The sequence below is a fragment of the Oleiphilus sp. HI0043 genome (assembly GCF_001634935.1).
The window spans coordinates 19,746-43,489 of record NZ_LWEY01001145.1 but is presented as its reverse complement, the minus strand read 5'-3'; the positions used below and the strand labels follow the sequence as shown (position 1 = coordinate 43,489).

Below are 23,744 nucleotides of genomic sequence, written 5' to 3'. Positions count from 1 at the left end.
CTAATCTAATTATCCAGGCCGAGAGAGTCTGCAGACATGATATGAGCGCTTTCTTCCTCTTCGCTATATTGTATGACCAGTTTGCCTTGCTTTAGCGCCTGTTGCACCTGAGACTTTCTTGTTTCCAAAGGGGCTTCGACATCATTGAGTCCCCAGTCTCTTAAACAATAGTCGTTTATTAGGCCATCTAATGCATCCGGGCTTAAAAAAGAGGGGTCGATAATCATGTTAGAACCTGGTGCATAAGAGTATATGTTTTACTTATTCCGGCTAAGAAAGCTTGGCACTCATACGTACCCTGGATTTATTTGCACGAGAACGCGTTGTACGTTTTCTCTTGTCTTGACCAACTTTAAGAACTTGCACTGGAACGCCGTTCAATACAGAGGTGCCGCTCAGTTTGTCTACATATCTGTCGTCTGTTAGATCATTGACACTAACCCCGGGCCGCTTGCTTGCAACAGATAGCATTGAGCCTTCGCGCTGGTGCCCCCAGCCGTGAGGAATGCTGACAACGCCCGGCATGATATCTTCAGTTAACTCTACTTCAATCTCAAGCTGTCCAACTCTGCTACTTACGTGAGCGAGTTCTCCGTTTTTAAGTTGTACTTGTTTCGCGTCGTCAGGGTGGATCATCAGAGTACAGCGATTTTTACCTTTTACCAGGCGCCTGCTGTTATGTAGCCAGGAATTGTTAGAGCGGACGTGACGCCTGCCAATTAATAAGAGTTGTCCGTTTTCGGCTTTGTGACTGTCAAGCAGTTGCTCGCCGCGTTTACGTAGGCGAGTCATATCTTTTAAGTAAGTATTCGGTGCGAGTCGAATTCGTTTCTTCACGCTGTAGAGCCGTTCGGGTAGGCGAGATTGCAAGGGGCCTAAGTCGATACCGTGAGGGTAATTAAGTAAAGAGCTAACACAAAGGCCTTTGCTCAAACTTCTGTTTTGAGAACCATAAGGGCTGAGATCCAGAATCTTCCGGGCTGGGTGTTTGCTTGGTAAGAACCCCTGTAAGGCATCGACCAGGAAACGCCCTGCTTGGCTAGTGCCAGGGAGCTGCGTACCATAAGGGCCGGTACGAAGGATGATATCCAATAAGCCGTCGGGTCCTAAGCGCTTCAGTGATTGGTAAGAAAATTGTTCACCAATAATTTGCTTAATAGAGCCTTTGCCAAGTCGGTGCTGAAGCTCAAGCGCTATTTGCCAGTCATGACGAGCAGACTTATCTACCTCGAATAAGGCGGGTGAGTATTTAGCGACATTCCGAACACCAAGCAGGTTAAAAACAATATCATAATGAGACTGCTCCAAAGGCGCAGTCGGAGGCAGGATAATATCGGCATGCTTTGAGGTTTCATTGATATAAAAATCAATAGAAACCATGAAATCCAGCGAATCGAGGGCTTGATCAAGGTGCTGACCATTCGGGCTGCTGAGCACAGGATTGCCAGCCATGACGATCATCATTTTTATCTGCTCATCACTAGGCAAGAGGATTTGGTCAGCCATGGTGCTGGCAGGCAATTCTCCACCAAATTCCGGTAGACCTGAAAGGCTCTGATAACGATTATAATGGCCTTTTTGGCCTGTCCATGCTGCTAGCTCAACCATATCTGCTGCGGGTTTGCTAAACATTAAACCGCCGCGCTCATCCATATGGTTTGTCAGAATATTTACCACATAAACTAACCAGGTCGCCAGGCCACCAAACTCCTGAGTTGAGGTGCCCATTCTACCGAACAGGCAAGCCCTTGGGGTGGTAGCCAGTTTGCGGGCTAGTGTTCTGATATCTTCGGCGGTAACACCTGTAATGCTGCTCACGTGCTCTGGGTTGAAGTCGGACGAGATAAGCTGTATTTCGGCGATCCCTTCAAGATGGCTTGATAGCCGGCCTGTCTCGATTAAATTCTCATTAAATAAAGTGTTAATAATTCCGAGTATCAGGAAGGCATCGGTACCGGGTTTGATGAATAAATGCTCGGTACTTGTTTTGACTGTTTCAGTCTTTCTTGGGTCAAGTAGAATCACCTCACCGCCACGCTTAATGATTTTCTTGAGCCTTGCTGAATAGTCAGGCGCGCTCATTAAACTACCATTTGATGCTGCCGGATTACTGCCGAGAAGAATAAACAAATCCATATGATCAATATCAGGCACTGGGAATAAATATTGATTCCCAAACAGTTCCAGATTTGCCTGCATATGCGGTAGCTGGTCATTGGAGGTGGCAGAAAATTTATTGCGGGTACGCAGTGCTTTCAGCAGCATTGGTGCAAATAGAATATTGCCGTGATGATGGGTGTTCGGATTACCAAGGTAGGCACCTACAGCATTTTTACCGTGCTGTTGTTGAATATCACCAATTTTGTTTGCAACTAAATCAAACGCTCTGTTCCAAGTGATGGGTTTCCAGCCATCTTTGGTTTTTAGCTGTGGAACTTTAAGCCGGTCCGGGTCTTCTTGTATATCTTTTAAGGCGAGCGCTTTCGGGCAAATATGGCCTTTGCTTAACGGGTCATCAGGATCGCCCTTTATAGAGATAATCTGTGCGTCTTCAACTTTGATCGCGACACCGCACATTGCTTCACAAAGGTTGCAGGTGCGGTAATGAGTAAAAGCGTCTGAGCTAGGCATAGATTTGATCCGTCATTGAATGGGTGCTAAGAGTGAATGTACACCACTATTGTTGTTATTGAACAGCTAGTCAGGATTATATGCCTGCCATAAACGAGAAGTCTAGACGATTAGAACTATTCATAGACTTACTGCTTTGTGAATCCCGCTTTGTTGCCTCCTTAATGATTTGGGCTTGGCTATTGTGCTAGGCTTTCGTCTGCACAATATATGAACTTCTCCATTTGAAGATGACCGCAGCAACTGTAGGGTAGGCTAGCAATGAATAAAACAATCGTAATAACCGGAGCCAGTGATGGTATTGGCAAGGCCTTGGCATGGGAGATGGCAAAGCGAGGTTATGATCTTGGTCTTAGCGCACGTAGAGAAACCCTGCTGCAATCATTAAAAGCCGAGATCCATAAAGCCTACCCTGAAGCAAGGATAGAAATAGCGCGGCTTGATGTCACTGATACTTCGCAGGTGGATGAGGTGATTAAGGGCTTTCAATCTTCTTTGGGGCGTTTAGATATGATCGTTGCTAATGCCGGGATTGCCCGCTCAGGCAAAGCCGAGATTGCCTCTTTAGATGACCAGCTCGCCGTAATCAATACTAATCTAAATGGTGCTATCGCTACCGTCAGGGCTGCGCTTAAAGCATTCCGGACCCAAGGTGGTGGGCATATTGTGGCAACCGCTTCCGTTGCGGGCTATCGAGGTTTACCAAGAAATGCTGCGTATTCTGCTTCAAAAGCGGGTTTGGCTACCTATATGGAGGCGGTTAGGCTGGAGACCTTAAATGACAATGTTGATGTGAGTGTCATTAACCCCGGTTTTATCGATACGGAAATTAACCGTAGTTTGCCCAGCAGGCCCTTTGTTATCAATGTAGAGCAGGGCGCTAAGCAGTTTGCCGATCTGGTTGAAAAGAAAGTTAAAGCTTCTACCCTTCCTCGAATGCCTTGGGCGATTGTTGCGCCTCTTATGCGTGTTTTACCGGATTCTCTGATTGCTAAAATGTAGTTTTGGTTACTAGTCACTTATGCGCTCGAAGGTCGCCGGGGTTGAACTGATCGGTGGGTGAATCTGGAGTGCGTGATGATCGTGAAATTGATTTATCTCATTGGCTGGTCGTGGCAGTGCCAGCCAGTCCTTCACCTTTGATGCTTCGATTAACAAAGGCATTCTATGGTGATAAATTCCACAATTAGGGTCGGCTTCGCATGTGAGGGTAACAAGCTGGAAGCCACCTGAGTTCAGTGGAAATAGTATTCCTGCCATAAACAGAACGTCGTCTATTGCCGGTGAAAAACGGTGTTTTATTTTGTGCCCGGGCTCTCCTGTCCATTCAAACCAGGCCGAGCAGGGTACTACGCAACGGTGTAGTGCATAAGCAGAACTAAAGGTCTTCTTGGTGGCGACGGTTTCTGCCTGAGCGTTGAATATGGTGTGATGTGCCCAGTGAGGGTTGATCCCCCAGAGAGCAGGCGTTTGCGATAGCTTCTCATGCTGATAGTGAAGGCAGGCGACCTCTTGTGAAGGGCGTTGGTCATGATTGTTTATGGCATGAAAAAGTATATGAAATGCTTCGAATACGCCTGTATCGACGATGGCTTTGTCTACTTCAAATCTTCCACACATGTAAAGGAGCCTCTGCCTGAAACTAAGCTTATTACCTTATTGGAATATTATCATAGGCTGTGATGAAAAATTAACGAAAAGTCAGAGGCAAATTACTGATTCCCTTGATTTAGATCTGACCTTCAGCATATTTTTTAAAAAATGCAAAAGCAGTGTCCGGCGCTTCTTTAATAAATACGCCAAGCGTGAAGCCGTCCGGAGCGATCGAGGTGTGTTTGATCTCGCCCAGTACTTTGAACTCCATTTTCTTGCCATTGTAGAAAGCGGCAATTTGAAGTAGCACCAAAGCATCTTTTCGGAAGTCTACGGGGCTTACCAGTGAGGTTCCACGTTCAGAGATGTCTTTCGTTTTACATTGAACGACTTGTTTCTTGCGGGTTGTAATTGTTGCACGCCAATGGGCTGAACGCCTTGTGTATTGACGGCGCTCGGCTCCGTCATTCAAAGCTTCCGCCGTAATTTCCTGAGTGTTTTCAAGAGCTTCTGTAATCTTCTTTTTATCGGGCACTATGTGAAACTTCCTGGTCAGAGTTGGCGAGGAGTTAACAACAATAGTCTAGAGCTGCGGAAGTATCAATGTCTTGATAGTAATTATATGTGTCTTTTGTTGGCTGCTTTGACGCAAAAGGCGGGCATAAAAAAGCGCCTACAATGAGGCGCTTTTTAGTTTGTTTAACTCGAGATTAGTCGCGAGTAAACTCTGGGTAAGCTTCCATACCACACTCAGAGATATCAACACCTTCGTACTCTTCTTCGTCAGTTACTCGGATGCCCATGATTGCTTTAAGAACGCCCCAAACAATCAAGCTACATACGAATACCCAAACAAAGATCGTTAGTGCACCAACCAGCTGGCCAGCGAATGTAGCGTCAGCGTCTGATAGAAGTACTGCGAAGATACCCCATAGACCTACTACACCGTGTACCGAGATTGCACCAACAGGATCGTCAAGCTTAAGCTTATCAAGTGTTACGATTGAGAATACTACGATAACACCACCGATCGCACCAATGATCGTTGCTAGTAGTGGAGAAGGATCAGCAGGCTCTGCAGTGATCGCAACCAAACCTGCTAGTGCGCCGTTCAATGCCATTGTAAGGTCAGCCTTACCGAATAGAATACGTGCAACGATCAATGCAGCGATCAAACCACCTGCCGCAGCAGCGTTAGTGTTCAAGAATACGCTTGCTACTTCGTTAGCTACTTCGATACCACCCAGTTTAAGAGTAGAACCACCGTTGAAACCGAACCAGCCCATCCACAGGATGAATGTACCTAGCGTTGCTAGAGGAAGGTTCGCACCTGGGATAGCGTTAACCTGACCGTTAGCACCGTACTTGCCTTTACGAGCACCTAGCATGATAACACCAGCCAATGCTGCTGCAGCACCTGCCATGTGAACGATACCTGAACCAGCGTAATCGCTATAGCTACTGAGGTCGTACATACCGAACACAGAGTTACCACCCCAAGTCCAGCCACCTTCCATTGGGTAGATGAAACCCGTCATAACAACTGCGAATGCTAGGAAAGCCCAAAGCTTCATACGCTCAGCAACCGCACCCGATACGATAGACATTGCCGTTGCAACGAATACGACCTGGAAGAAGAAGTCAGAAGCGCCTGAGTAAACAGAGTCACCGCCGAAGCCGTTTTCAGCAGAATCTGCTAGAGCTTGAGCAACGTCTATAGTTGCAACGCTGTCAGTACCTGATAGGAAGAAGCCGCCGCCATACATGAACTCGTAACCACAGATTAGGTACATGGTGCATGATACTGCAAACAGTGCAACGTTCTTGGTTAGGATCTCAGTGGTGTTCTTGGCGCGAACCAAGCCTGCTTCCAGCATGGCAAAACCTGCTGCCATCCACATAACTAATGCGCCGCACACCAAGAAATAAAAGGTGTCCATTGCATACTGCAATTCATAAATGTTGTTCATTACGTTTTCCATAAGGAAATCTCCGTACTGTATTCTAAAAAATTAGTTGCTTAGTGATGAATGAGATTTAAACCGCATCAGTGCCGGTTTCACCGGTACGGATTCGAATAACTTGCTCAAGCGGTGAAATGAAAATTTTACCGTCACCAATTTTGCCGGTATTAGCTGCTTTGCTGATAGCTTCAACAACTTGGTCAACCAAGTCGGAACCAATGGCAACTTCAACTTTAACCTTAGGAAGAAAGTCAACAACGTACTCAGCGCCACGGTATAATTCCGTGTGACCTTTCTGACGGCCGAAACCTTTAACTTCAGTTACGGTAATACCTTGTACGCCAATTTCAGACAATGACTCACGTACATCGTCCAGCTTAAATGGTTTGATTATGGCAGTTACGAGTTTCATGGATATCTCCTGTGCTGTCGCTGCAATATTTACTAGTTAAAAAAATGTGTTTTAGTTCTTGTTTGCTATTCAAAATGAAAAACGAATCTCTCATTCGGAATAACAAATCTGATCGGTATATAGCAGGGGGTGTGCCAGTTTGAAAAAAAGCTTATATAACAGTTACATAAGATTAAGTGTTATTGTTGAGTGGTGGTTTTGTTGTGGTCTTGTGGTGCGGGCTTGGATTTGGCGCACCATAATGACGCAATATCTGATGCGGGTTGGCGGCGAGCGCATCTCTTTGGTGATTTTTATAGGGGGAGGATCTGATTATTTGAAAATAGATCTGTCCTTTTTAGGGTTGTGGGTTTCGCTGGCAGGGCGTGTTAGAATAGCTCTTTTGTTTGATGTAGAAAGAATGTCCCAGGCATTCCAAGGAGCGTTTGTTGCTTAGCCCTCAAGAAGTACTTAACACCATCCACGAACAGGTTAGTCAGATATTACCTGACGCCGGAAAGTCGGCTCAAGAGGATCTGACTGCGCAACTGAAAATTCTTATTAATGGTGTCATTTCCAAGCTGGATTTAGTCACTCGTGAGGAGTTTGAGACTCAGCAATTGGTGCTGGAAACAACACGCGCCAAATTGGAACAACTAGAAAAAGATTTTGCTGAATTAGAGAAAAAGTCAGCTTGATTTAATGACGAACAGATGGAACTTGTTCGTTCTTGCACTGTACTTATGCAGTGCTTGCACTACTGAGGGGCATAATGCTGCTGATCTAAAATGGCGCAATAGTTAATACAAAGCGTATTAATGAGGCGCTTTCCGGTCTACCTGATACAGCTCCTTACCTTCTTAAACAGATATGAACTTAGCAAAGGAATGCGATGTCGTTATCTATTATCTATACCCGGGCTCAGCTCGGTGTCGATGCACCTTTGGTGACAGTCGAAACTCATCTCTCAAATGGTTTGCCATCCCTAGCGATTGTTGGGCTTCCAGAAATGGCTGTTCGAGAGAGCAAAGAAAGGGTACGCAGTGCCTTAATCAACTCTGGCTTCGAATTTCCGAATCGGCGTGTGACCATTAACTTGGCGCCTGCAGACTTGCCTAAACAAGGGGGACGATATGATCTGGCAATTGCTATTGGAGTCCTGGCTGCGACAGGTCAAATAGACTCGGAAAAGCTTGGTGAAAGTGAGTTTATTGGTGAGCTGGCCTTAACCGGAGACTTGCGCCCGGTTGCCGGTGTATTACCCACGGCTATTGCCAGCGTAAAAGACGGCCGATGTTTATTTATCCCATATGGTAACGCTGATGAAGGGAAAATGGCTGGCAGCGATACAATTTTCCCCGCACGCCATTTGAGCGAAATTTGCCAGCACCTTAAATCACCCGGTGTTTTGCAAGCCCTTTCTTATGAAGAAATGATTTTGGAAGACGAAAAGCAGCCGGATATGGCTGATATTAAGGGTCAGTTCCAAGCGAGACGTGCTTTGGAGTTGGCAGCAGCTGGACGCCATAACCTATTATTCTACGGCCCTCCAGGGACAGGCAAGAGCATGCTGTCCTCTCGCCTGCCAAGTATTCTGCCACGCTTAAGCAATGCTCAGGCAGTGGAGGTGGCCTCAATCTATTCGCTGGCGGGTATTCCCAGAAAACCGGGCTTGATGATGCAAGCGCCTTTTCGTTCTCCTCACCATACAGCTTCTTCCGTATCGCTCGTTGGTGGTGGCGCACAGCCAAAGCCTGGTGAAATATCCTTATCCCATTATGGTGTATTGTTTTTGGATGAGTTGCCAGAGTATGCACGCTCGGTGCTTGAAGTACTTCGGGAGCCGATTGAAAGTGGGGAGATCAGAATTTCCCGAGCCAGTGCGAGCCTGACATTTCCGGCAGACTTTCAGTTAATTGCAGCAATGAACCCATGCCCTTGTGGCTATAGCGGCCACCCTACAGTGAGTTGTACTGATACCCCCCAGCAGATAAGTAACTATCGGCGGAAGTTGTCGGGCCCCTTATTGGATCGCTTCGATTTGCATGTCGAAGTGGCGAGTCAACCTGCATCGGTTTTACTTGGCAAAGCTCAGGCTAGTGAGTCTTCGAATGAGGTACTGGCTCGCGTGAGCAAAGCCCGAGACGCGCAAATCACCAGGCAGGGCAAGCTTAATAGTGCGCTTGAGGGTGGGGAGATTGCAGAACATTGTGCCATGCAAGACGATATGCGCACTTTTCTGGAGTCCGCCATGGATAGGATGGCTTTGTCGGCAAGGGCGGCTCACCGGATTCTTAAAGTCGCGCGTACTTTGGCAGATTTACAGGAAAGTGAGAGTATTCAAATGCTTCATTTAAGTGAAGCTTTGGCTTACCGGGGTTTGGATAGAAAGTCTGGTAGCTGAGTGCTATGTAAAGAAAAGTCTTTAAAGCTTATGGCGTACAGCTGTGACTTCCATCGCTTTATGAAATTGGCTAAGATGATGGCCTAAACTTACGCATCATAAATAAATAGCCACTTTTGAATGCGTGGTGAAGTGAGCGAAACTGCTGAAGGGAAGTTGAGGAATAGCTAATGATAAAAGCTGCGTTTCTAGTTTATGACCGCGCACTCTTTTCAGGGATAACCAGGCCCTATGAAATTCTGAAGGCCGCTAATGCAATGGCGCGCATGGCGCGGGAATCCAGGCCGCTTGAGCTGCATATGGTTAAGCTCGAAGATAAACAGCCTCAGGTTGCTGGCGATATTCCTTTAAATATCGAAGAGCGTATTGAATCTCTTGGTCATATGGACTGGATCTTTATTCCACCAAATTGGAGAGATCCGGTACATTTATTGAAACGTTATCCCAAGTTGCCAGAGATGTTAAGGCAGCGCTATGAGGAAGGGACTAACTTTATTGCCACAGGGGCCGGTGCCTATTTCTTGGCAGAAGCAGGCCTTTTAGACAAGACCCCTGCTACGACTCACTGGTTCTTTTTTGATAAATTTGAAAAGCGTTACCCTCACGTTGAACTAAAACGCCAGCACTTCATTACTTATGGTAACCGAATTTATTGTGCTGGCAGTATCAACGCGCTGTCAGACTTGGTCTTTCACTTGATTGGCCAGGCCTTTGGTTTGGAAAAACGTCAGTTAGCGGAGCGCCATTTTGCCCATGAAGTAGGCAGCAGCTACGACTTGCCTATGTTTTCAGTCGGACGAGCCGCGCATGCAGATGAAGATATTATCGAGATTCAGGCGTGGTTAAAGTCCTCGTGTCATGAAGATATTGATATTCCCCAGATGGCCGAAAGAGCAGGCATGCCAGTACGAACGTTTACACGTCGTTTCAGGCAAGCATTAGGCATGACACCGAATCAGTACCTTCAGGACTTACGCATTGAAAATGGCCGTGACTTATTGAAATCAACCGATCTAAGCATTCAGGATGTGGCTGAAAACGTTGGCTATAAAGATACGGCTTACTTTTCTCGGGTGTTTAAAACCAAGGTAGGGCTGACGCCAAGTGATTATAAGAAAATGGTGCGTCCAAAACTCTTCCAGTTAGATTAAAGAGTAATAATTTGGGACAAAAAAAGAGGAGCCTGTTTAGGGCTCCTATAATAGGGGTTTCTTCAAGGAAGACAGAATCACGATCGCTTCTTCGTGATCTGTAATAACAGTATAAGACTAAAATTTCCGTAATGTGGTTAAAAAGTGAGCTATATTTGTAATGATTCGTTATAACATGCTATCGCATGCCAAGAATTACTTACATAGCAGTCCTTTCACAACATTTAGCCTTGCTGTCGTAAGTTCAGACAATGGAAATGTAACTTGGTTCAAAAAAATAATAATACTTGATGAATCTTTTCAGATTTACGTGGTCTATTAGCATTCATCCCCTTACAAAAGGAAGACTAAACCGAGATGTCTCAGGCACCCAAAAAAGTCCTTTTTCTGTGTACCGGTAACTCTTGTCGAAGCCAAATGGCCGAAGCCTGGGTAAATACGATCAGAAATAAAGAGTGGCAAGCATACTCTGCAGGCATAGAAACCCACGGTATGAACCCTAATGCTGTTTCAGTGATGGGGGAACTTGGGGTAGATATGAGCAAACATTATTCTAAGCATATTGAAGAGCTCGAAGCGCAACAGTTCGATTTGATCGTGACAGTTTGCGGTCATGCTGCTGAACATTGCCCAAACTTATCGGAGTTCAAAGAGATTAAGCATGTTCCTTTTGATGACCCGCCATCGTTAGCGAAACTAGCTGCTAATCAGGAAGATGAGTTGGAGAGTTATAGGCGTGTGCGAGATGAAATCAGGGCTTTTGTTGAGTCGTCTAGCTTTTCTAGCTAAAGCGGCTTGAGATACCTTGATCTTTGCTCCATGCAGTCCTATTATGCGCGCTTTTTAATCAATACTAAGCTTCTTTAATAAACTGCATTTGCACTGACGTAACAAGGCTCAACATAATGACCGAAGAACATCAGGATTCCGCACAGACGGACGAAACTGACTCAAAAGAGACGAATACCAAAGGTCCTAAAATTGAAGTGGCTAACCTCAAGAAAAGGCCGATTAGAAGCTTCGTTGTTCGCAGTGGAAGGATGACCGCAGGCCAGCAAAGAGGCTTTGAAGAGTGTTGGTCAACGATGGGCTTGGAGTTAGCGAAAGCGCCTTCTGATGTTCGTGAGAGTTTTCCTCTTGCGCAACCTTTAGTGGTAGAAATTGGTTTTGGCATGGGTGCATCACTAAGTGAAATGGCTCATCAGGCGCCTAATGAGAACTATTTGGGGATTGAAGTTCATCGTCCCGGAGTTGGTGCGCTCCTAAATCAGGCGGGTGATCTAGGCTTGGAAAACTTACGAGTATTCTGCGCCGACGCCAACGAAGTGCTGGCACGGAATATTGCTGATGATTCCGTTAGTCGCCTACAGCTTTTCTTTCCCGACCCATGGCATAAAGCACGCCATAATAAACGTCGCCTTGTACAGAGCGAGTTTGCTGAGCGAATCAGGTCAAAGCTTGAAATCGGAGGTGTCTTCCATATGGCAACAGACTGGGAGCCTTACGCAGAACATATGATGGAAGTGATGGAAGCCGCGCCAGGCTATGAAAACGTGGCCGGAGCCGGGCAATACTCTGAACGCCCTGAAAACCGCCCCTTAACTAAGTTTGAAAAGCGCGGTCAGCGTTTAGGGCATGGTGTTTGGGATTTGCTCTACCGACGTATTGCTTAAATACATAGAGTCTTCATAAGAAGCAATAATAGCTAAAACAAGGTTTGTATGTATGTCAGGGCACGATAACTCGAAAAGCACTGAAGGTGTTGTTGCTGAGATAGCGCCAAAAGAGTGCCGTGACCGTTTGAGAGCCGATATTGCCAACTGCGAGCTTCTGGGTGAAACCCAGGATGCCAAGAAAATATTGCTTTATCATCACCGCCAATCTTCGGTGCTAATGAATGAAATTGGCCGTTTGCGAGAAGAGTCCTTCCGCTTGGTGGGCGAAGGAACAGGGCGTGAACGTGATCTCGATGAGTACGATGCCCACTATATGCACATCGTCCTTTGGGATGAAGAGCAAGGTGAGGTGGTCGGCGCGTATCGCCTAAGAGGTACTGATCAGCTCGATGTACAGGAAGATTCTGATCGGCTGATTGTTAATTCTCCTCTTTATACTGCGAGCTTATTCGACTACTTACCAGCATCGCGTAGCATTCTAGAGCATGGGTTGGAGCTGGGCCGAAGTTTTGTTCAGCCACAATACTGGGGTTCCAAAAGCCTGGAATATTTGTGGTATGGCATCGCAGCCTTTCTTAGGCTACACCCTCAATACCGTTACTTGTTCGGCGCAGTAAGTATTAGCAATACCTTATCTGCACCAGCTAAAGACTTACTTATCTATTTCTATCAGCACTACTATGGAACTGAGACAAAGTATCTAGTCTGTCATCACCCATACCAGCTAAGTGAGGCTTCAAAAAAGCACCTAGATCAATTTTTTGAAGGTTTAGATCTAAAGGAAGGCTTCATTAAGCTCAAGAAACAGCTAAGGTATCTTGGCTTCGCTGTTCCTGTTTTATACAAACAGTATGCAGAATTGTCAGAACCAGGCGGGACGCGCTTTTTAGGCTTCAATATCGACTCGGACTTTAGTGATTGCGTTGACGGCTTTGTCGTGGTCGATATTGATCAAATGTCAGGACAAAAACGAAAACGCTATGGTTTGCTGACGCATCGGCTTGTTTCATCTTAGTATTATTGTTTGTTTGGGTCTCATTGCTCAGCACTTAAGACGCTCAACGAGCTTGCTTAGATAAGGACAAAACAGTCAGTTTGAGCAATAGTTCAATGCTCGCAACCACCTAAAGACCTTTTTAGGTCTCGATATATCTGGCTACAGACCTTTTAAGTATGCGGAGATCTTCATTGACTCTTCTACACTCATATTCTCGAAAGTCGTCATCTTACTAGCATCACTTCCCACCCTAACTTTATGAGATACCTGCCAAGCACTTAGTTTAGTGCCCTTATTAGGCGGAACAGCCCTTAGAAATTTTCCTAAGCCTGTTGAGTTATGACACTCAGAGCAATGGTGTTCGAATAGGTCTTTTCCTGACGCTAGGTCTGGGTGGTTGTGCTGGTCATTGCCACACCCAACTAAGAAGATACATAACAAGGTGATTGTATAAACGATAGGCATATTTAATATCCTTTCATGTTCTAAACCGGACAATTAACGTATTGAATTAGCAAATAATTCCTTGTACTGATCCATTTAAGCATTACAAAAATAAATAGCTATACTTAATTCTGTCTATATAAATTTAACCAAACCTAATCTCACCTATAATTATATCAATCACTAAATAATGTTCAAAAATAAAGCTAAGGCTGACTAATGACCAATATCTCGCAGTACTTACAGTACATGATTAAAAAGCAAGCCTCGGATTTGTTTTTTAGCGCGGGCTTTCCTGTCTTAGTAAAAATACAAGGTGTTTGTAGTGCGATTAATAAAGACACGGCTTTAACATCAGCCCAAACCAAAGAGCTTGCTTATTCTCTGATGAATGATCAGCAAATTAAGAATTTTGATGAGAATCTGAGCACTAGCGTTGGTATTTCCGTTCCTAACTTGGGGCGATTTCGCCTGAGTGTTTTTAGGCAACGCGGTTCTGTTGCGATGGTGATTCGTTGTATTAAAACCTCACCGCCAACTCTAGAAGAGCTAAGGTTACCAGAAGATCTGGGTGAGTTTATGTTTGAGAAACGCGGGCTGGTTCTGGTTGCTGGCGCCACCGGCTCAGGTAAATCTTCAACGCTAGCAGCAATGATCGATTTTCGAAACAAGCATTCAACAGGACATATTCTGACTATAGAAGACCCAATTGAATACTTATTCTCTTACAAAAAATCAATTGTTAATCAACGGGAAATCTCGATCGATGCCAAGAGTTATTCAGATGCTTTGAAAAGTGCAATGCGTGAAGCTCCAGATGTAATCATGATTGGGGAGATAAGAGATACCGACACAATGAAACAGGCGATCGTATATTCTGAAACAGGTCATTTATGTTTAGCCACTATTCATGCCAGCAATGCCGTTGAAACATTGGATCGAGTTATTAACTTTTTCCCTCCAGATGACCGAGGACAAATATTGATTGATCTATCAAGAAACCTTCATTCTGTTGTTTGCCAGCGACTTGTAAAAAGTAAGGATGGTTCATTAACTCCAGCATTAGAAATATTGCGAAATTCTCCTTACTTTGGTGAGTTGATTCAGAAAGGAAAAATTGGAGAGTTAACTGAAGCATTTGAGAGAGACATGGATCAAAATGTTGTTACTTTCGATGAATCTCTAATTAAACTCTATAAAGAAGGGAAAATCTCAGCGGAAGAAGCTATTAACAACGCAGATTCGAAACATAATGTCCAAGTGAAAATCCGCCTTAAAGACGACCCCAGTGCGGCCTCTGAAGGTTGGCAAATAAAAAGCTAATGTGCAAATGTCGGTATCATGCCAAATCATTTCTTACTGGAAAATAGATCTTTTTACCTTCTTTCTGAATTATTAGGACGAGTTTATTGAAAACAAATATTCGAAGCCGCATTATTATAGCCGTTGTTGTGTGTCTGGTATTAATTTCCGCGACACTAGCCTACGTTTTATTTGAGCAATCTAGGATAGATAAGAAGTTTTTGTTGGTAGACAAAATTATTAGCCATACTGGAATAGTCGATCAAGCACAAACTGTGTTTGTATCCCTATTAGCCGAACAACGGGCTTCTATTCGAGTCAAAAAAGAAGGTTCACAGTTCAGTAATCTTATTGACGAGCTAAACGCTCTCTTGGAAACAATTGAGCATAAACCCATATTAGCTGAAAAAGAACAATTTCTGTTGAAACGAGTTAGAAGTGACATTGCTCGCTTATCTAGCCTGAGCTCGAACCTATTAGTTTTAGCGGGTTCTACCGAAACTAGCGGGAAAAACAGCTTGTTGAGTGAGTTCGATGCATTAGGCCAGAAAATCACCACACAGCTAGACCAGATTCATATTTTTCTTGACCATGAATTAGAAAAAGCTTTTCATGAAGCATCTGAGATGCGTTATGGCGCACAAAAAAGCGTTGTCATTAGCGGCACGCTTCTCGTCTTTTTCCTTGTCTTTTTTAGCTTCCAGCTAGTTCGTTCGATTACACGTCCCATTAACGACCTGGTTAAGGCGACTCAGAGGCTTAAAAGCTCAGAATGGGATTATCGAGTCAATTTAGATACCGGGGACGAATTGGAGGAACTTGCTGACAGTTTCAACAGCATGGCTGAACAGCTTTCCCATCAACACCTAAGCCTCAAAGACCAACTGGATAGACACAGTATTCAGCTAAAGGAACGTTCTTTAGACCTTGAGATACTTTTATTGGCAAGCGCTGAACTCTCGTCCGAGTTAGATATTGAGCAGTTGCTAAAGCTTATGGCGCAGAAACTAACAAGTACACTGAAAGTAACCTATTGCCGTATTGCTCTAAAAGATAGTGAGCATGCAGGCCCTGTAATTCGCGCAGCCTATCCCATCAGGATGCTAGATTGGGAGCCTGGCATTGGAAACGAGTTAGACGTAAAATATTGTCCTGACTTACAGAAGGCTTTTGACACTGGACGATACGTATCAGTTTCTAATACAGAAATGTTTGATCGGAGACATAAAGTTGAGTTGGAACAAATTTTCACTTCTGAAACACATTCCGGTTTAATCTTTCCCTTAGTTATTAAAGGACGCTCAGAGGGTGCTATTATTTTGGGTGAGTCAAGAGTGTGGGACCGGGAACCTTTTTCTCAAGAAAAAATCGCCCTCTGCCAGACGCTAATCAACCAGTCTGTTATAGCGATCGAAAATGCAGAAAACTATGTGTCTTTGCATTCAATGTTTTTGGATACAACCTCTGCCTTGAGTTCTGCAATTGATGCTAAGTCTCACTGGACTAAGGGGCATTCGAAGCGCATGACAGCTCTGGCATTACGTATTGGACGGAAATTATCACTTGATTCCGAATCATTAAACCTTCTCAAGGTGGGCTGCATTCTCCATGATATTGGGAAAATCGGTACCTATGAGCAGATTCTAAACAAGGCTGAGCCACTTACGGATAGTGAACTTGAAATCATTCGTCAACATCCAGTAAAGGGGGAGCTTATTCTTAAACCAATCCATAAGTTTAAAGCGATTCTACCTATAGTAAGAAGTCATCATGAAAAATATGATGGAACAGGCTACCCAGATGGATTAAAGGGCGAAGATATTCCGATTCTCGCCCGTATTGCAGCGCTCGCAGATACATACGATGCGATGACCGCTGATAGACCTTATAGAAAGGGTTGTAGCCGCTTAGAAGCTATTGCTGAAATTAAGCGCTGCTCAGGGACGCAGTTTGACCCAAGTATTGCTGGCGTATTTATTGAGATATTGAAAGATGAGTATTCATAGTTAAAAACATGTTCTTCTATCCTTACCAATCAAGCCGTGCTGGAAACACAAGTATCTAAAACTTAATGCTGACTTACACGCGCACAGTTAGAACGACTCTAGTTTCTCAAGTACAAGGTCTCTTAAACGCTTGTCGCCACTCGCTAGATAAAGCGCTCGCTGGTACATGCTTTTTGCTTTGTCATCTCCTCCCATTAAACGATATAAATCACCGTACTTGATAAATACCTCTGGGTTGTTTGGGGCGACCCGTATGGCTTGTTCGTATATTCGTTGGGCGCGTAGCCATTGTTGAGAGTTTTTTGCTTTTTCGGCTTTAGCAAGTAGAACGCTTAATATATTGCTTTCTACCTTGTTTATTTCTTTTACTTCTACATCTTGATTTTTGGCTGCATCACTATCGACAGTTATGCTTTTTTCCTCTGGTGTTACAGCTTTATTAAGTATGCTGTGAGGCTTGGATGTGATCGGTGAGTCGGCCTTTGAACTCGGTGTTACGGGGACAATGTTAGGCTTAGTCTGTGTGTTGAGTGAAGAACAAGCGCTCAGTAGGAGAACTGTACTGAGCACTAAAGCCAGAGGAGATGCCTTTAATAAATAACTGAGGCCTTCTAAAACCATGATTTTAACCACCCTTTCACCGATGAATAACCATTTTTACATGCTTGATATTCAGATGTATCTGGTTCACCCCAGACAGGAAGGTCTATAGCGCCCTTGCATCGTTCATCGGTGAGGTGAGCCGTGTTTTGATCAAACCAATGGTACTGGATGTTAGCAGGAGCTTCCATACTCAAGGGATATTGAGGGATGCGGCGAATAAAGTCGCTCCATAGCTGCAGGGCACCGCTGCTGCCGGTTAGGTGTGTTTCTTTATTGTCATCGCGGCCGAGCCAAAAGGTTGCTAGGTAATCTCCCGAGTAGCCTGAGAACCAACTATCCCGATTATCGTTAGTGGTGCCGGTTTTACCCGCAACCACCAGTTGCTCTGGTAGTTGTTTGTATGCAGAGCGCCCGGTGCCGGTTTGCATGGTCTTTACTAGTGCTTCTTGTAATAAATAAATCGCCTCGGGTGCAACTACTTGACTAAGCTTGAAAGGGTAGCGGGTTAAAGTTTCACCTTGTGCGTTGGTGACCTCGCGAATTCCTCTTAAGGGCATGTTGAAGCCATTACTGGCGATAGTTTGGTAGAGCTGCGTCACTTCAAGCGGTGACAATGATTGAGATCCTAGGAATAGAGAAGGGTAGGGCGTGAGCTCTCTTTTGACACCTAAACGCCTGAGCATGTCATGCACTGTGTCAATTCCTAGCTCTAAACCTAAGCGGGCACTTGCCAGATTGTAGGATTTAGCAAGCGCTAGATATAAGGGGACTTCTCCATGGCTTTCGTGATCAAAGTTCTGCGGCGCCCAGATTTGCCCATCTTCAAACTCTATTTTGAATGCCTGATCTGATACCAGCGTGCTGAGTTGATATTGTGAGGGTTTTTCCAGTGCGCTAAGGAATATTGACGGTTTAATGAGCGAGCCGATAGGTCTTCTTGCATCAAGAGCACGGTTAAAACCGCGGTATCGTGCTTTTCTGTCCCCAGCCATGGCGAGTATTTCCCCGGTGCCGGTTGCGGTGACCACGGCGCCTACTTGAAGCGTTCCTGTCTGTTTCCCTGATTCGAGTGTTGGAAGTTTGCTGGCGATTGTATTCTCTAGCTGGTGCTGGAGCTGGGGGTCTAGACTGGTATATATCTTTAGCCCTTCAGTGCGTAGGTCGTCTTCATGGTAATCTTTTCCCAGCTGACGCTTTACCATGTCCATAAATGCCGGGTAGGGATTAGTCTGTAGAGTCGGCTTATCGATAACGTTTAATGTGTGAGTGATCGCCTCTTGATAGCGTTGATCGTCAAGGAGGTTCTCCTTGTTCAGAAGAGACAAAACCAGGTTGCGTCGTTTTAGTGCTCGTTCAGGAAAACGGCGAGGATTATAATAGGACGGGCCTTTGATCATGGCGACAAGTAGAGCGTGTTCGGAGATAGAGCAGGCACGTAAATCCTTGCCAAAGTAGTAGAGGCTGGCTGCTGCAAACCCGTGGATAGCGAGTGAGCCAGATTGACCGAGAAAGACATCATTCATGTAAGTTTCTAGGATGGACTGCTTGTCATAATGGGCTTCCAGCATCAGAGACATCAGTGCTTCATTTACCTTTCGGCTAAGTGATCGCTCTCGACTGAGATAAAAATTCTTGACCAATTGTTGGGTAAGCGTGCTGCCACCTTGAACAACTCTGCCCGCTTTCAGGTTTGCCCATGCAGCACGCGCTATGGATAGCGGTGAAATGCCTAAATGATGTTTAAAGTCACGATCTTCAGTGACAAGAAGGCTGGCAATGAGTTGGTCGGGTATGTCTTCGTAGGGTAGTAGGATTCTTTCTTCTTTAGTGCGGGGATAAATGCCGCCCACTTTTAAAGGCTCTAGTGTATAGAGCGCTTGATGACTACCCAGGCCTTGCAGCTGGGTGACGATATCGTTTTCTATATGAAAACGAAAGTGACTACTCTCTTGATAACCTTCAAGTGTTTGATGAGCAGGTACCTTTAGTTCAACAACTTGATGGGTGCTTGATAGGTGACGAATGGAGTAGCTGCGTTCGGATTTAGGTTCCGAACGGGCTTGATAACCTAGCATATTGAGTTCATCAAGCAGATTGTTGGCGTTTAGCGCCTTATCGTTATAAATTTCGAGGGTGCGGGCAAATACTTGAGCTGGAAGCGCCCACCGCTTGCCTTCAAACTTATATCTGACCTGAGCATCGAGATATATGCACCAGGCAAAGAGCAGTAAGGCCAAAACACTTAGTATCTTCAAGCTAGTTGGGCGAAGAAGGAGAGGGCGCTTGTGCCTGAAATTGGCGGAGTTAGTCATTTCGCGTCAAGTACTTATTGTTGCAGAAGCTGCTAGGGGCTGAAAGAGCTAGTGTATCAGAGCCAAGCGGAATGTGTGAGGCTTAATACGATAAGACTAAAAGTGCGTCTGAGGCTTACTTTGGATCGACGAAAGCTTTTTCGAAACATAAGTGTAAGCGTGTTCAAATTCTTGCTTTGAGAAGTTTTGATGCTTTACTTTCTTGAGTTCTAGGTCAGTCAGTGTGAGGTGAAGTGTGGGGGTGACTTGAACTTTGTTAAGGCATTGTTTTACACAATGCAAAGCACAGCCATCTAGGGCCAGGATCGGTCGCTCTGATTTCGCTTGTCTAACTAATGATTTAACCTGTCCGCCAACGCCTGCTATACAAGACATTTCAGCTTGTCCTAGACGGTTCAATTCTAGGGCTAATTGATTGGTAAGCTGGGCGACATTAGAGCAGCCAGAGCATGAGTACACGATAGGCTGCTGTTCTCTATGATTCATCTTTTACTATCAATATCAGTGAGTGCCAGAACTGTTAGGCGCGAGCAAAGAGTAGATTGTTTTCAATCGAGATATGACTTTGCAAATCTTCGATAAATTCAGAAATTAAGGCATAAAGCCTTGTCCAGGTATTACAAGCGTCTTCTGGTAATGTCAGCTGGTTCGTTAGCTCTGATAGCTGGGAGATTGCACCAGCATGTTCATCGTGCTCATGACGCATCACCGAGATAGGGCCCTGAGCCATTGCTCCCATTCCTTGTTCCAGCATAGGGAAGAGGATGTTTTCTTCCTTAAACATATGTTGTTCGAGCTCTATCTTCATTGTTTGCAGGTGATTAGATAGGCCATGAGGACACTCTGGGTGTTCACCGTGTACAGATTCAACTCGAGCAGCCTTTTCATTTAGTTCGCTAAGCTGTTGTCGATGGACTTCATGGTAGCGCTGCAAGATATGAGCAATTAGTTCAGGGTTTGATAGAGATTCTAGAGGCTCAAGGGTGCTATTGCCGTCTGTTAAAGTTTGATCGGGCATACTTCCTCCACTTCATAAGAACGGGGTGGGCAACTATAGTATCGGAATTCTTTTCAGGGCGAGCTTTTATCTTAAGAACATTGCCGAGCCGAAGCTATACAACCTAGTTGATATAAGAGGGATAAAAGGGGGTAGAGCAGATAGAAAAATAATAGGCTGCTCAGGAGGGGCTCCTGAGCAGTTAGCAGCGCTTATTCAGCGGCTTCAGGGCATTCTATTGAGCCTGCTTCGCGCATGTCGCCAAGTGGCACGTTAAGGTTGGTATCGCTATCGCGTTTTGCTGAGCCGTGATAGATTGCCCTGCACTCACCAGGTGAAGACAATTTGCAGTTTTCTAAAGCTGCCTGAGAGGCTTGTTCCTCTGTTTCATAAGGGCCATGAAATTGGCGGTTTTCGAGGTAGAAATATCCTTTTTCTATGTTTTCATCGACCACGATTACTTCATCGATTTCTTGTGCTACAGACATAGTTTCTCTCCCGTATATTAAACACTATTCAATTCTTACTGAGGCCAAACTTAGTGTTTAGACCTTACTAAATGCTGTTTCTTTTCTACTGTGTTAGCAGTTAACCAGCGGTGTCGAATAGTGACTTTTATAATTATTATCGTTGCTAGTTCAAAATTTATAAGACGAAATCACCTATGTCTTTAGAAGAAAAACAAGCCTTCATAGACTATTAAGCCCGGTAATGTCCCGGGCTTATTCGCTTCGTCTTAGTTCGGTGTTGCTCGATTAATGATCGAGTAACAATCAATATCGCCTGGTAGGGTACCATAAACCCAACCTTTGTTGTCACTTTTTAGTCTGGCGAGGCAAAACGCATTGGCGATTTCTTCATTTCCATATTGGAGTAGGCTTGCCCCTTGGAAGCAAAGTGCCATCTTTTCAACGATTCCTCTGGAGCGGTATTCTATATCCTTCTGATTAGAGAATTCTTGATGAAGATCATTTAGGGCTTCATCCATCAGTGAATGCTTACCTTCTACAGTATGCAATTCGGTCAGGAAGGCTTGTAGAGATTCAGGATTACGACGCGTGGCGCGAAGCATGTCCAGGCACTGGACGTTGCCACTACCTTCCCAAATGCTATTTACAGGAGACTCTCTGAATAGTCGGGGCATAATACTATCTTCCATTACGCCACTACCGCCAATGCACTCCATTGCTTCATAGGCGTGGCCGGGGGCCCGCTTGCAGATCCAGTATTTGCCGATAGCAGTTCCCATGCGCACTAAATGTTTTTCCTGCTCGTGTTCACTGCTTAAGTCGAGTGCCCTCGCCATGCGCATGCTTAAAGCCGTAGCTGCTTCGTGCTCAATAATCAGGTCGGCGAGTACATTTTGCATGAGTGGTTGTTTATCGAGTGTATTGCCAAACACCTTGCGTTGGCGGCAGTGATGAGTGATTTGGGAGATTGCCTGGCGCATCATGCCCGAGGTGCCAATCATGCAGTCAAAGCGGGTCATGGCAACCATCTCTAAAATTACCGATACACCTCGACCTTCTTCGCCGATCATCCACCCCATTGCTCCGCGTAGCTCAGTCTCACTGGAAGCATTGGAGACGTTCCCCATTTTATTTTTCAGGCGTTGTACTTGCATCGGATTCTTGCTGCCATCGGGTCGCCAGCGTGGCACCAAGAAGCAAGAAACACCCGAACTAGTTTGGGCGAGTACTAAAAATGCGTCTGACATGGGGGCTGACACAAAATATTTGTGCCCGATTAGTTCGTAAACCTGTCCGGGTCCCTGGGCACCCATTGCAAAGGCGCGCGTACTGTTTTGTCTAACATCGGAACCACCTTGTTTCTCGGTCATTGCCATACCTATTGTGAGGCCTGCCTTTTCTTCATGGCTGACATTTCGGTAGTCATATTCTCGATGCATAACTTTGGGGGCCCATATGTCATAGATATCTGGCTGCCTTTTTAGTGTCGGAATAGCGGCAGAAGTCATAGTTATAGGGCAGCCATGACCTGCTTCAACCTGGCTCATCATATAGCTCTTGGCGGCACGTGCGACATGAGCGCCTGGGCCAGGTTTAGTCCAATGGGAAGAGTGGATGCCTTCCTTAATTGAGAGCGCCATGAGTTGGTGGTAAGAAGGGTGGAAGCGTACCTCATCGATACGCTTACCATGGCGGTTGTGAGTAAAGAATACCGGTTTATTCTCGTTCGCCTGAAAGCCCCATTCAAGCACTTCGGCTGACCCGGTGACCCTGCCAAAACGTGAAAGATCCTCGCTGTAAGCTTGTCCTTGATGAGCTTTAACTGCATCTTTGAGTGCGGCATCTTCTTCATAGGCATTGTAGTTTTCCAATGCTTCGGGTTGATTCTCGACAGTGTGAGTTTCTGGCCAATAGGCGTTGCTCGGCTTGAAAGATTCAGAAGAGGTCATGGTCGCTTACTCCGTACCTTTAGATAAAGTGAACTTGTATTCATTTGTTTGTGCTATTGAATCACGCGATGCTTCAATAGTCAATTCTGCGCATTTAGGATAAAATTCAAGGACCCAGTTCTAAGAGCTCTTCATAAGCTCGTGTGAAGAGAAAAACTAAAGAGTATTCCATGGCATATCGCCCGACAGAAAAAACTGAAGCCAGAAAGAAAGCACAGCGCAAACTGCTCTTGGATACTGCTTTGCAGTTAGTCGCTTCGGGAGGTTTTCAGTCTTTAACCATTGCTTTGTTGGCTGAAAGGGCAGATGTTGCGACCGGTACTGTATATAAGTACTTCGCATCGAAAGCAGAACTGTGCGCAGAAGTGTTTCGGGTGGCCACTGAAAAAGAAGTCAGGAATGTACAGCTAGCAGCTTTTCCTCAGGTGGAAGATGAACTCGAAGGTCAGCAAGAAGGCGAGGCATTGAGCTGTGAGCAACGTCTGAAAATGGCGTTAGAGATTTTCTCTAGAAGAGCTTTAGAAGGGCGTGGTCTGGCTTATGCCTTGATAGCCGAACCGGTAGACTCAAAGGTTCAGCAAGAGCGCTTAAAATATCGACGAGCCTATGCCGAGATATTTGAGGCCTTGGTGACAGAGGGAGTCGAAAAAAATGAGTTTGCACCCCAGAATGCGTTGATATCTGCTGGTGCGATGGTTGGTGCATTGGCAGAAACATTACTTGGCTCTATCGCCAGTGCCCAACAAACGCCTGGCGAATTCAAGCCCGAAGAATGGATTGAAGAAATATTGAGCTTTTGCCTTTCAGGTGTTCGTCGCGCCTAAGCGCTTTTGAGCCTGAAAGGTTTGAACATT

At 45.2% G+C, this 23,744-nt stretch carries 24 protein-coding genes; 11 read left to right on the top strand and 13 right to left on the bottom strand.

The window, feature by feature from the left end:
• Positions 1–5: 5 nt before the first annotated feature.
• Positions 6–227, bottom strand: a complete 222-nt coding sequence (locus A3729_RS13075; protein WP_068509273.1) for a YheU family protein — start codon at positions 225–227, stop codon at positions 6–8.
• 43 nt (positions 228–270) lie between these two features.
• Positions 271–2,631, bottom strand: coding sequence for a molybdopterin oxidoreductase family protein (locus A3729_RS13070; RefSeq protein WP_068552963.1), 2,361 nt, complete (start codon positions 2,629–2,631; stop codon positions 271–273).
• Positions 2,632–2,892: 261 nt separating this feature from the next.
• Here A3729_RS13070 and A3729_RS13065 point away from each other — a divergent pair, with 261 nt between their 5' ends.
• Positions 2,893–3,633, top strand: coding sequence for an SDR family NAD(P)-dependent oxidoreductase (locus A3729_RS13065; RefSeq protein ID WP_068552962.1), 741 nt, complete (start codon positions 2,893–2,895; stop codon positions 3,631–3,633).
• Positions 3,634–3,642: 9 nt separating this feature from the next.
• Here the strand turns inward: A3729_RS13065 and A3729_RS13060 are convergent, their stop codons facing one another.
• The 4 genes from A3729_RS13060 to glnK form a co-directional block, all read right to left on the bottom strand.
• Positions 3,643–4,251 carry an SOS response-associated peptidase gene (locus A3729_RS13060; protein WP_068509266.1) on the bottom strand — a complete coding sequence of 203 codons (609 nt, stop codon included), beginning with the start codon at positions 4,249–4,251 and terminating at the stop codon, positions 3,643–3,645.
• A 109-nt stretch (positions 4,252–4,360) separates the two neighbouring features.
• Positions 4,361–4,759 (bottom strand): PilZ domain-containing protein, encoded by a 399-nt coding sequence (locus tag A3729_RS13055; RefSeq protein WP_068509265.1) that lies wholly within the window; start codon positions 4,757–4,759, stop codon positions 4,361–4,363.
• A gap of 175 nt (positions 4,760–4,934) precedes the next feature.
• A complete protein-coding gene (locus tag A3729_RS13050) occupies positions 4,935–6,194 on the bottom strand; it encodes an ammonium transporter (RefSeq protein WP_231872228.1) in 1,260 nt (419 codons plus the stop codon).
• 67 nt (positions 6,195–6,261) lie between these two features.
• A complete protein-coding gene (gene glnK, locus A3729_RS13045) occupies positions 6,262–6,600 on the bottom strand; it encodes a P-II family nitrogen regulator (RefSeq protein WP_068507212.1) in 339 nt (112 codons plus the stop codon).
• A gap of 139 nt (positions 6,601–6,739) precedes the next feature.
• On the opposite strand from glnK, the gene A3729_RS13040 reads away from it, so the two are divergent.
• From A3729_RS13040 to A3729_RS13010, 7 genes are all read left to right on the top strand, one after another.
• A complete protein-coding gene (locus tag A3729_RS13040) occupies positions 6,740–7,036 on the top strand; it encodes a hypothetical protein (RefSeq protein ID WP_156490560.1) in 297 nt (98 codons plus the stop codon).
• The gene (locus A3729_RS13035) at positions 7,029–7,277 is read left to right on the top strand and encodes an accessory factor UbiK family protein (protein ID WP_068509259.1); all 249 of its coding nucleotides are present in this window, start codon (positions 7,029–7,031) and stop codon (positions 7,275–7,277) included. The genes A3729_RS13040 and A3729_RS13035 overlap by 8 nt, the downstream gene beginning before the upstream one ends.
• Positions 7,278–7,471: 194 nt before the next feature.
• Positions 7,472–8,983 (top strand): YifB family Mg chelatase-like AAA ATPase, encoded by a 1,512-nt coding sequence (locus A3729_RS13030; RefSeq protein ID WP_068509257.1) that lies wholly within the window; start codon positions 7,472–7,474, stop codon positions 8,981–8,983.
• Positions 8,984–9,153: 170 nt separating this feature from the next.
• Complete coding sequence (locus A3729_RS13025) at positions 9,154–10,134, top strand: GlxA family transcriptional regulator (protein ID WP_068509256.1); 981 nt, start codon at positions 9,154–9,156, stop codon at positions 10,132–10,134.
• 357 nt (positions 10,135–10,491) lie between these two features.
• Positions 10,492–10,923: an arsenate reductase ArsC gene (locus A3729_RS13020; protein WP_068509254.1), complete on the top strand. Its 432-nt coding sequence runs from the start codon at positions 10,492–10,494 to the stop codon at positions 10,921–10,923.
• 116 nt (positions 10,924–11,039) lie between these two features.
• Positions 11,040–11,807, top strand: a complete 768-nt coding sequence (trmB, locus tag A3729_RS13015; RefSeq protein WP_082865329.1) for a tRNA (guanosine(46)-N7)-methyltransferase TrmB — start codon at positions 11,040–11,042, stop codon at positions 11,805–11,807.
• 52 nt (positions 11,808–11,859) lie between these two features.
• Positions 11,860–12,825, top strand: coding sequence for a GNAT family N-acetyltransferase (locus A3729_RS13010; protein ID WP_068554061.1), 966 nt, complete (start codon positions 11,860–11,862; stop codon positions 12,823–12,825).
• 141 nt (positions 12,826–12,966) lie between these two features.
• On the opposite strand, the gene A3729_RS13005 is transcribed toward A3729_RS13010, so the two are convergent.
• Positions 12,967–13,272 carry a cytochrome c gene (locus tag A3729_RS13005; RefSeq protein ID WP_068509251.1) on the bottom strand — a complete coding sequence of 102 codons (306 nt, stop codon included), beginning with the start codon at positions 13,270–13,272 and terminating at the stop codon, positions 12,967–12,969.
• A 198-nt stretch (positions 13,273–13,470) separates the two neighbouring features.
• Here A3729_RS13005 and A3729_RS13000 point away from each other — a divergent pair, with 198 nt between their 5' ends.
• Both A3729_RS13000 and A3729_RS12995 read left to right on the top strand, forming a co-directional pair.
• Complete coding sequence (locus A3729_RS13000; RefSeq protein WP_068510380.1) at positions 13,471–14,574, top strand: PilT/PilU family type 4a pilus ATPase; 1,104 nt, start codon at positions 13,471–13,473, stop codon at positions 14,572–14,574.
• 86 nt (positions 14,575–14,660) lie between these two features.
• Positions 14,661–16,559, top strand: coding sequence for an HD domain-containing phosphohydrolase (locus tag A3729_RS12995; protein WP_068633973.1), 1,899 nt, complete (start codon positions 14,661–14,663; stop codon positions 16,557–16,559).
• A gap of 87 nt (positions 16,560–16,646) precedes the next feature.
• Here the strand turns inward: A3729_RS12995 and A3729_RS12990 are convergent, their stop codons facing one another.
• The 6 genes from A3729_RS12990 to A3729_RS12965 all read right to left on the bottom strand — a co-directional run bounded on the left by A3729_RS12990 (position 16,647) and on the right by A3729_RS12965 (position 22,890).
• Positions 16,647–17,180, bottom strand: coding sequence for a tetratricopeptide repeat protein (locus A3729_RS12990; protein ID WP_068553114.1), 534 nt, complete (start codon positions 17,178–17,180; stop codon positions 16,647–16,649).
• Positions 17,171–19,474 (bottom strand): penicillin-binding protein 1B, encoded by a 2,304-nt coding sequence (gene mrcB, locus A3729_RS12985; RefSeq protein ID WP_068508603.1) that lies wholly within the window; start codon positions 19,472–19,474, stop codon positions 17,171–17,173. The genes A3729_RS12990 and mrcB overlap by 10 nt, the downstream gene beginning before the upstream one ends.
• 96 nt (positions 19,475–19,570) lie before the next feature.
• Positions 19,571–19,960, bottom strand: coding sequence for a putative zinc-binding protein (locus tag A3729_RS12980; protein ID WP_068508605.1), 390 nt, complete (start codon positions 19,958–19,960; stop codon positions 19,571–19,573).
• A gap of 34 nt (positions 19,961–19,994) precedes the next feature.
• The gene (locus A3729_RS12975; protein WP_068508607.1) at positions 19,995–20,492 is read right to left on the bottom strand and encodes a hemerythrin domain-containing protein; all 498 of its coding nucleotides are present in this window, start codon (positions 20,490–20,492) and stop codon (positions 19,995–19,997) included.
• Positions 20,493–20,683: 191 nt separating this feature from the next.
• Positions 20,684–20,959: a hypothetical protein gene (locus tag A3729_RS12970; RefSeq protein ID WP_068508609.1), complete on the bottom strand. Its 276-nt coding sequence runs from the start codon at positions 20,957–20,959 to the stop codon at positions 20,684–20,686.
• Positions 20,960–21,207: 248 nt separating this feature from the next.
• Entirely contained in the window at positions 21,208–22,890 is a 1,683-nt protein-coding gene (locus tag A3729_RS12965) for an acyl-CoA dehydrogenase family protein (protein ID WP_068508611.1), read from the bottom strand.
• A gap of 170 nt (positions 22,891–23,060) precedes the next feature.
• Between A3729_RS12965 and A3729_RS12960 the strand changes: the two genes are divergently transcribed.
• Positions 23,061–23,714 (top strand): TetR/AcrR family transcriptional regulator, encoded by a 654-nt coding sequence (locus A3729_RS12960; RefSeq protein ID WP_068508613.1) that lies wholly within the window; start codon positions 23,061–23,063, stop codon positions 23,712–23,714.
• Positions 23,715–23,744: the final 30 nt, after the last annotated feature.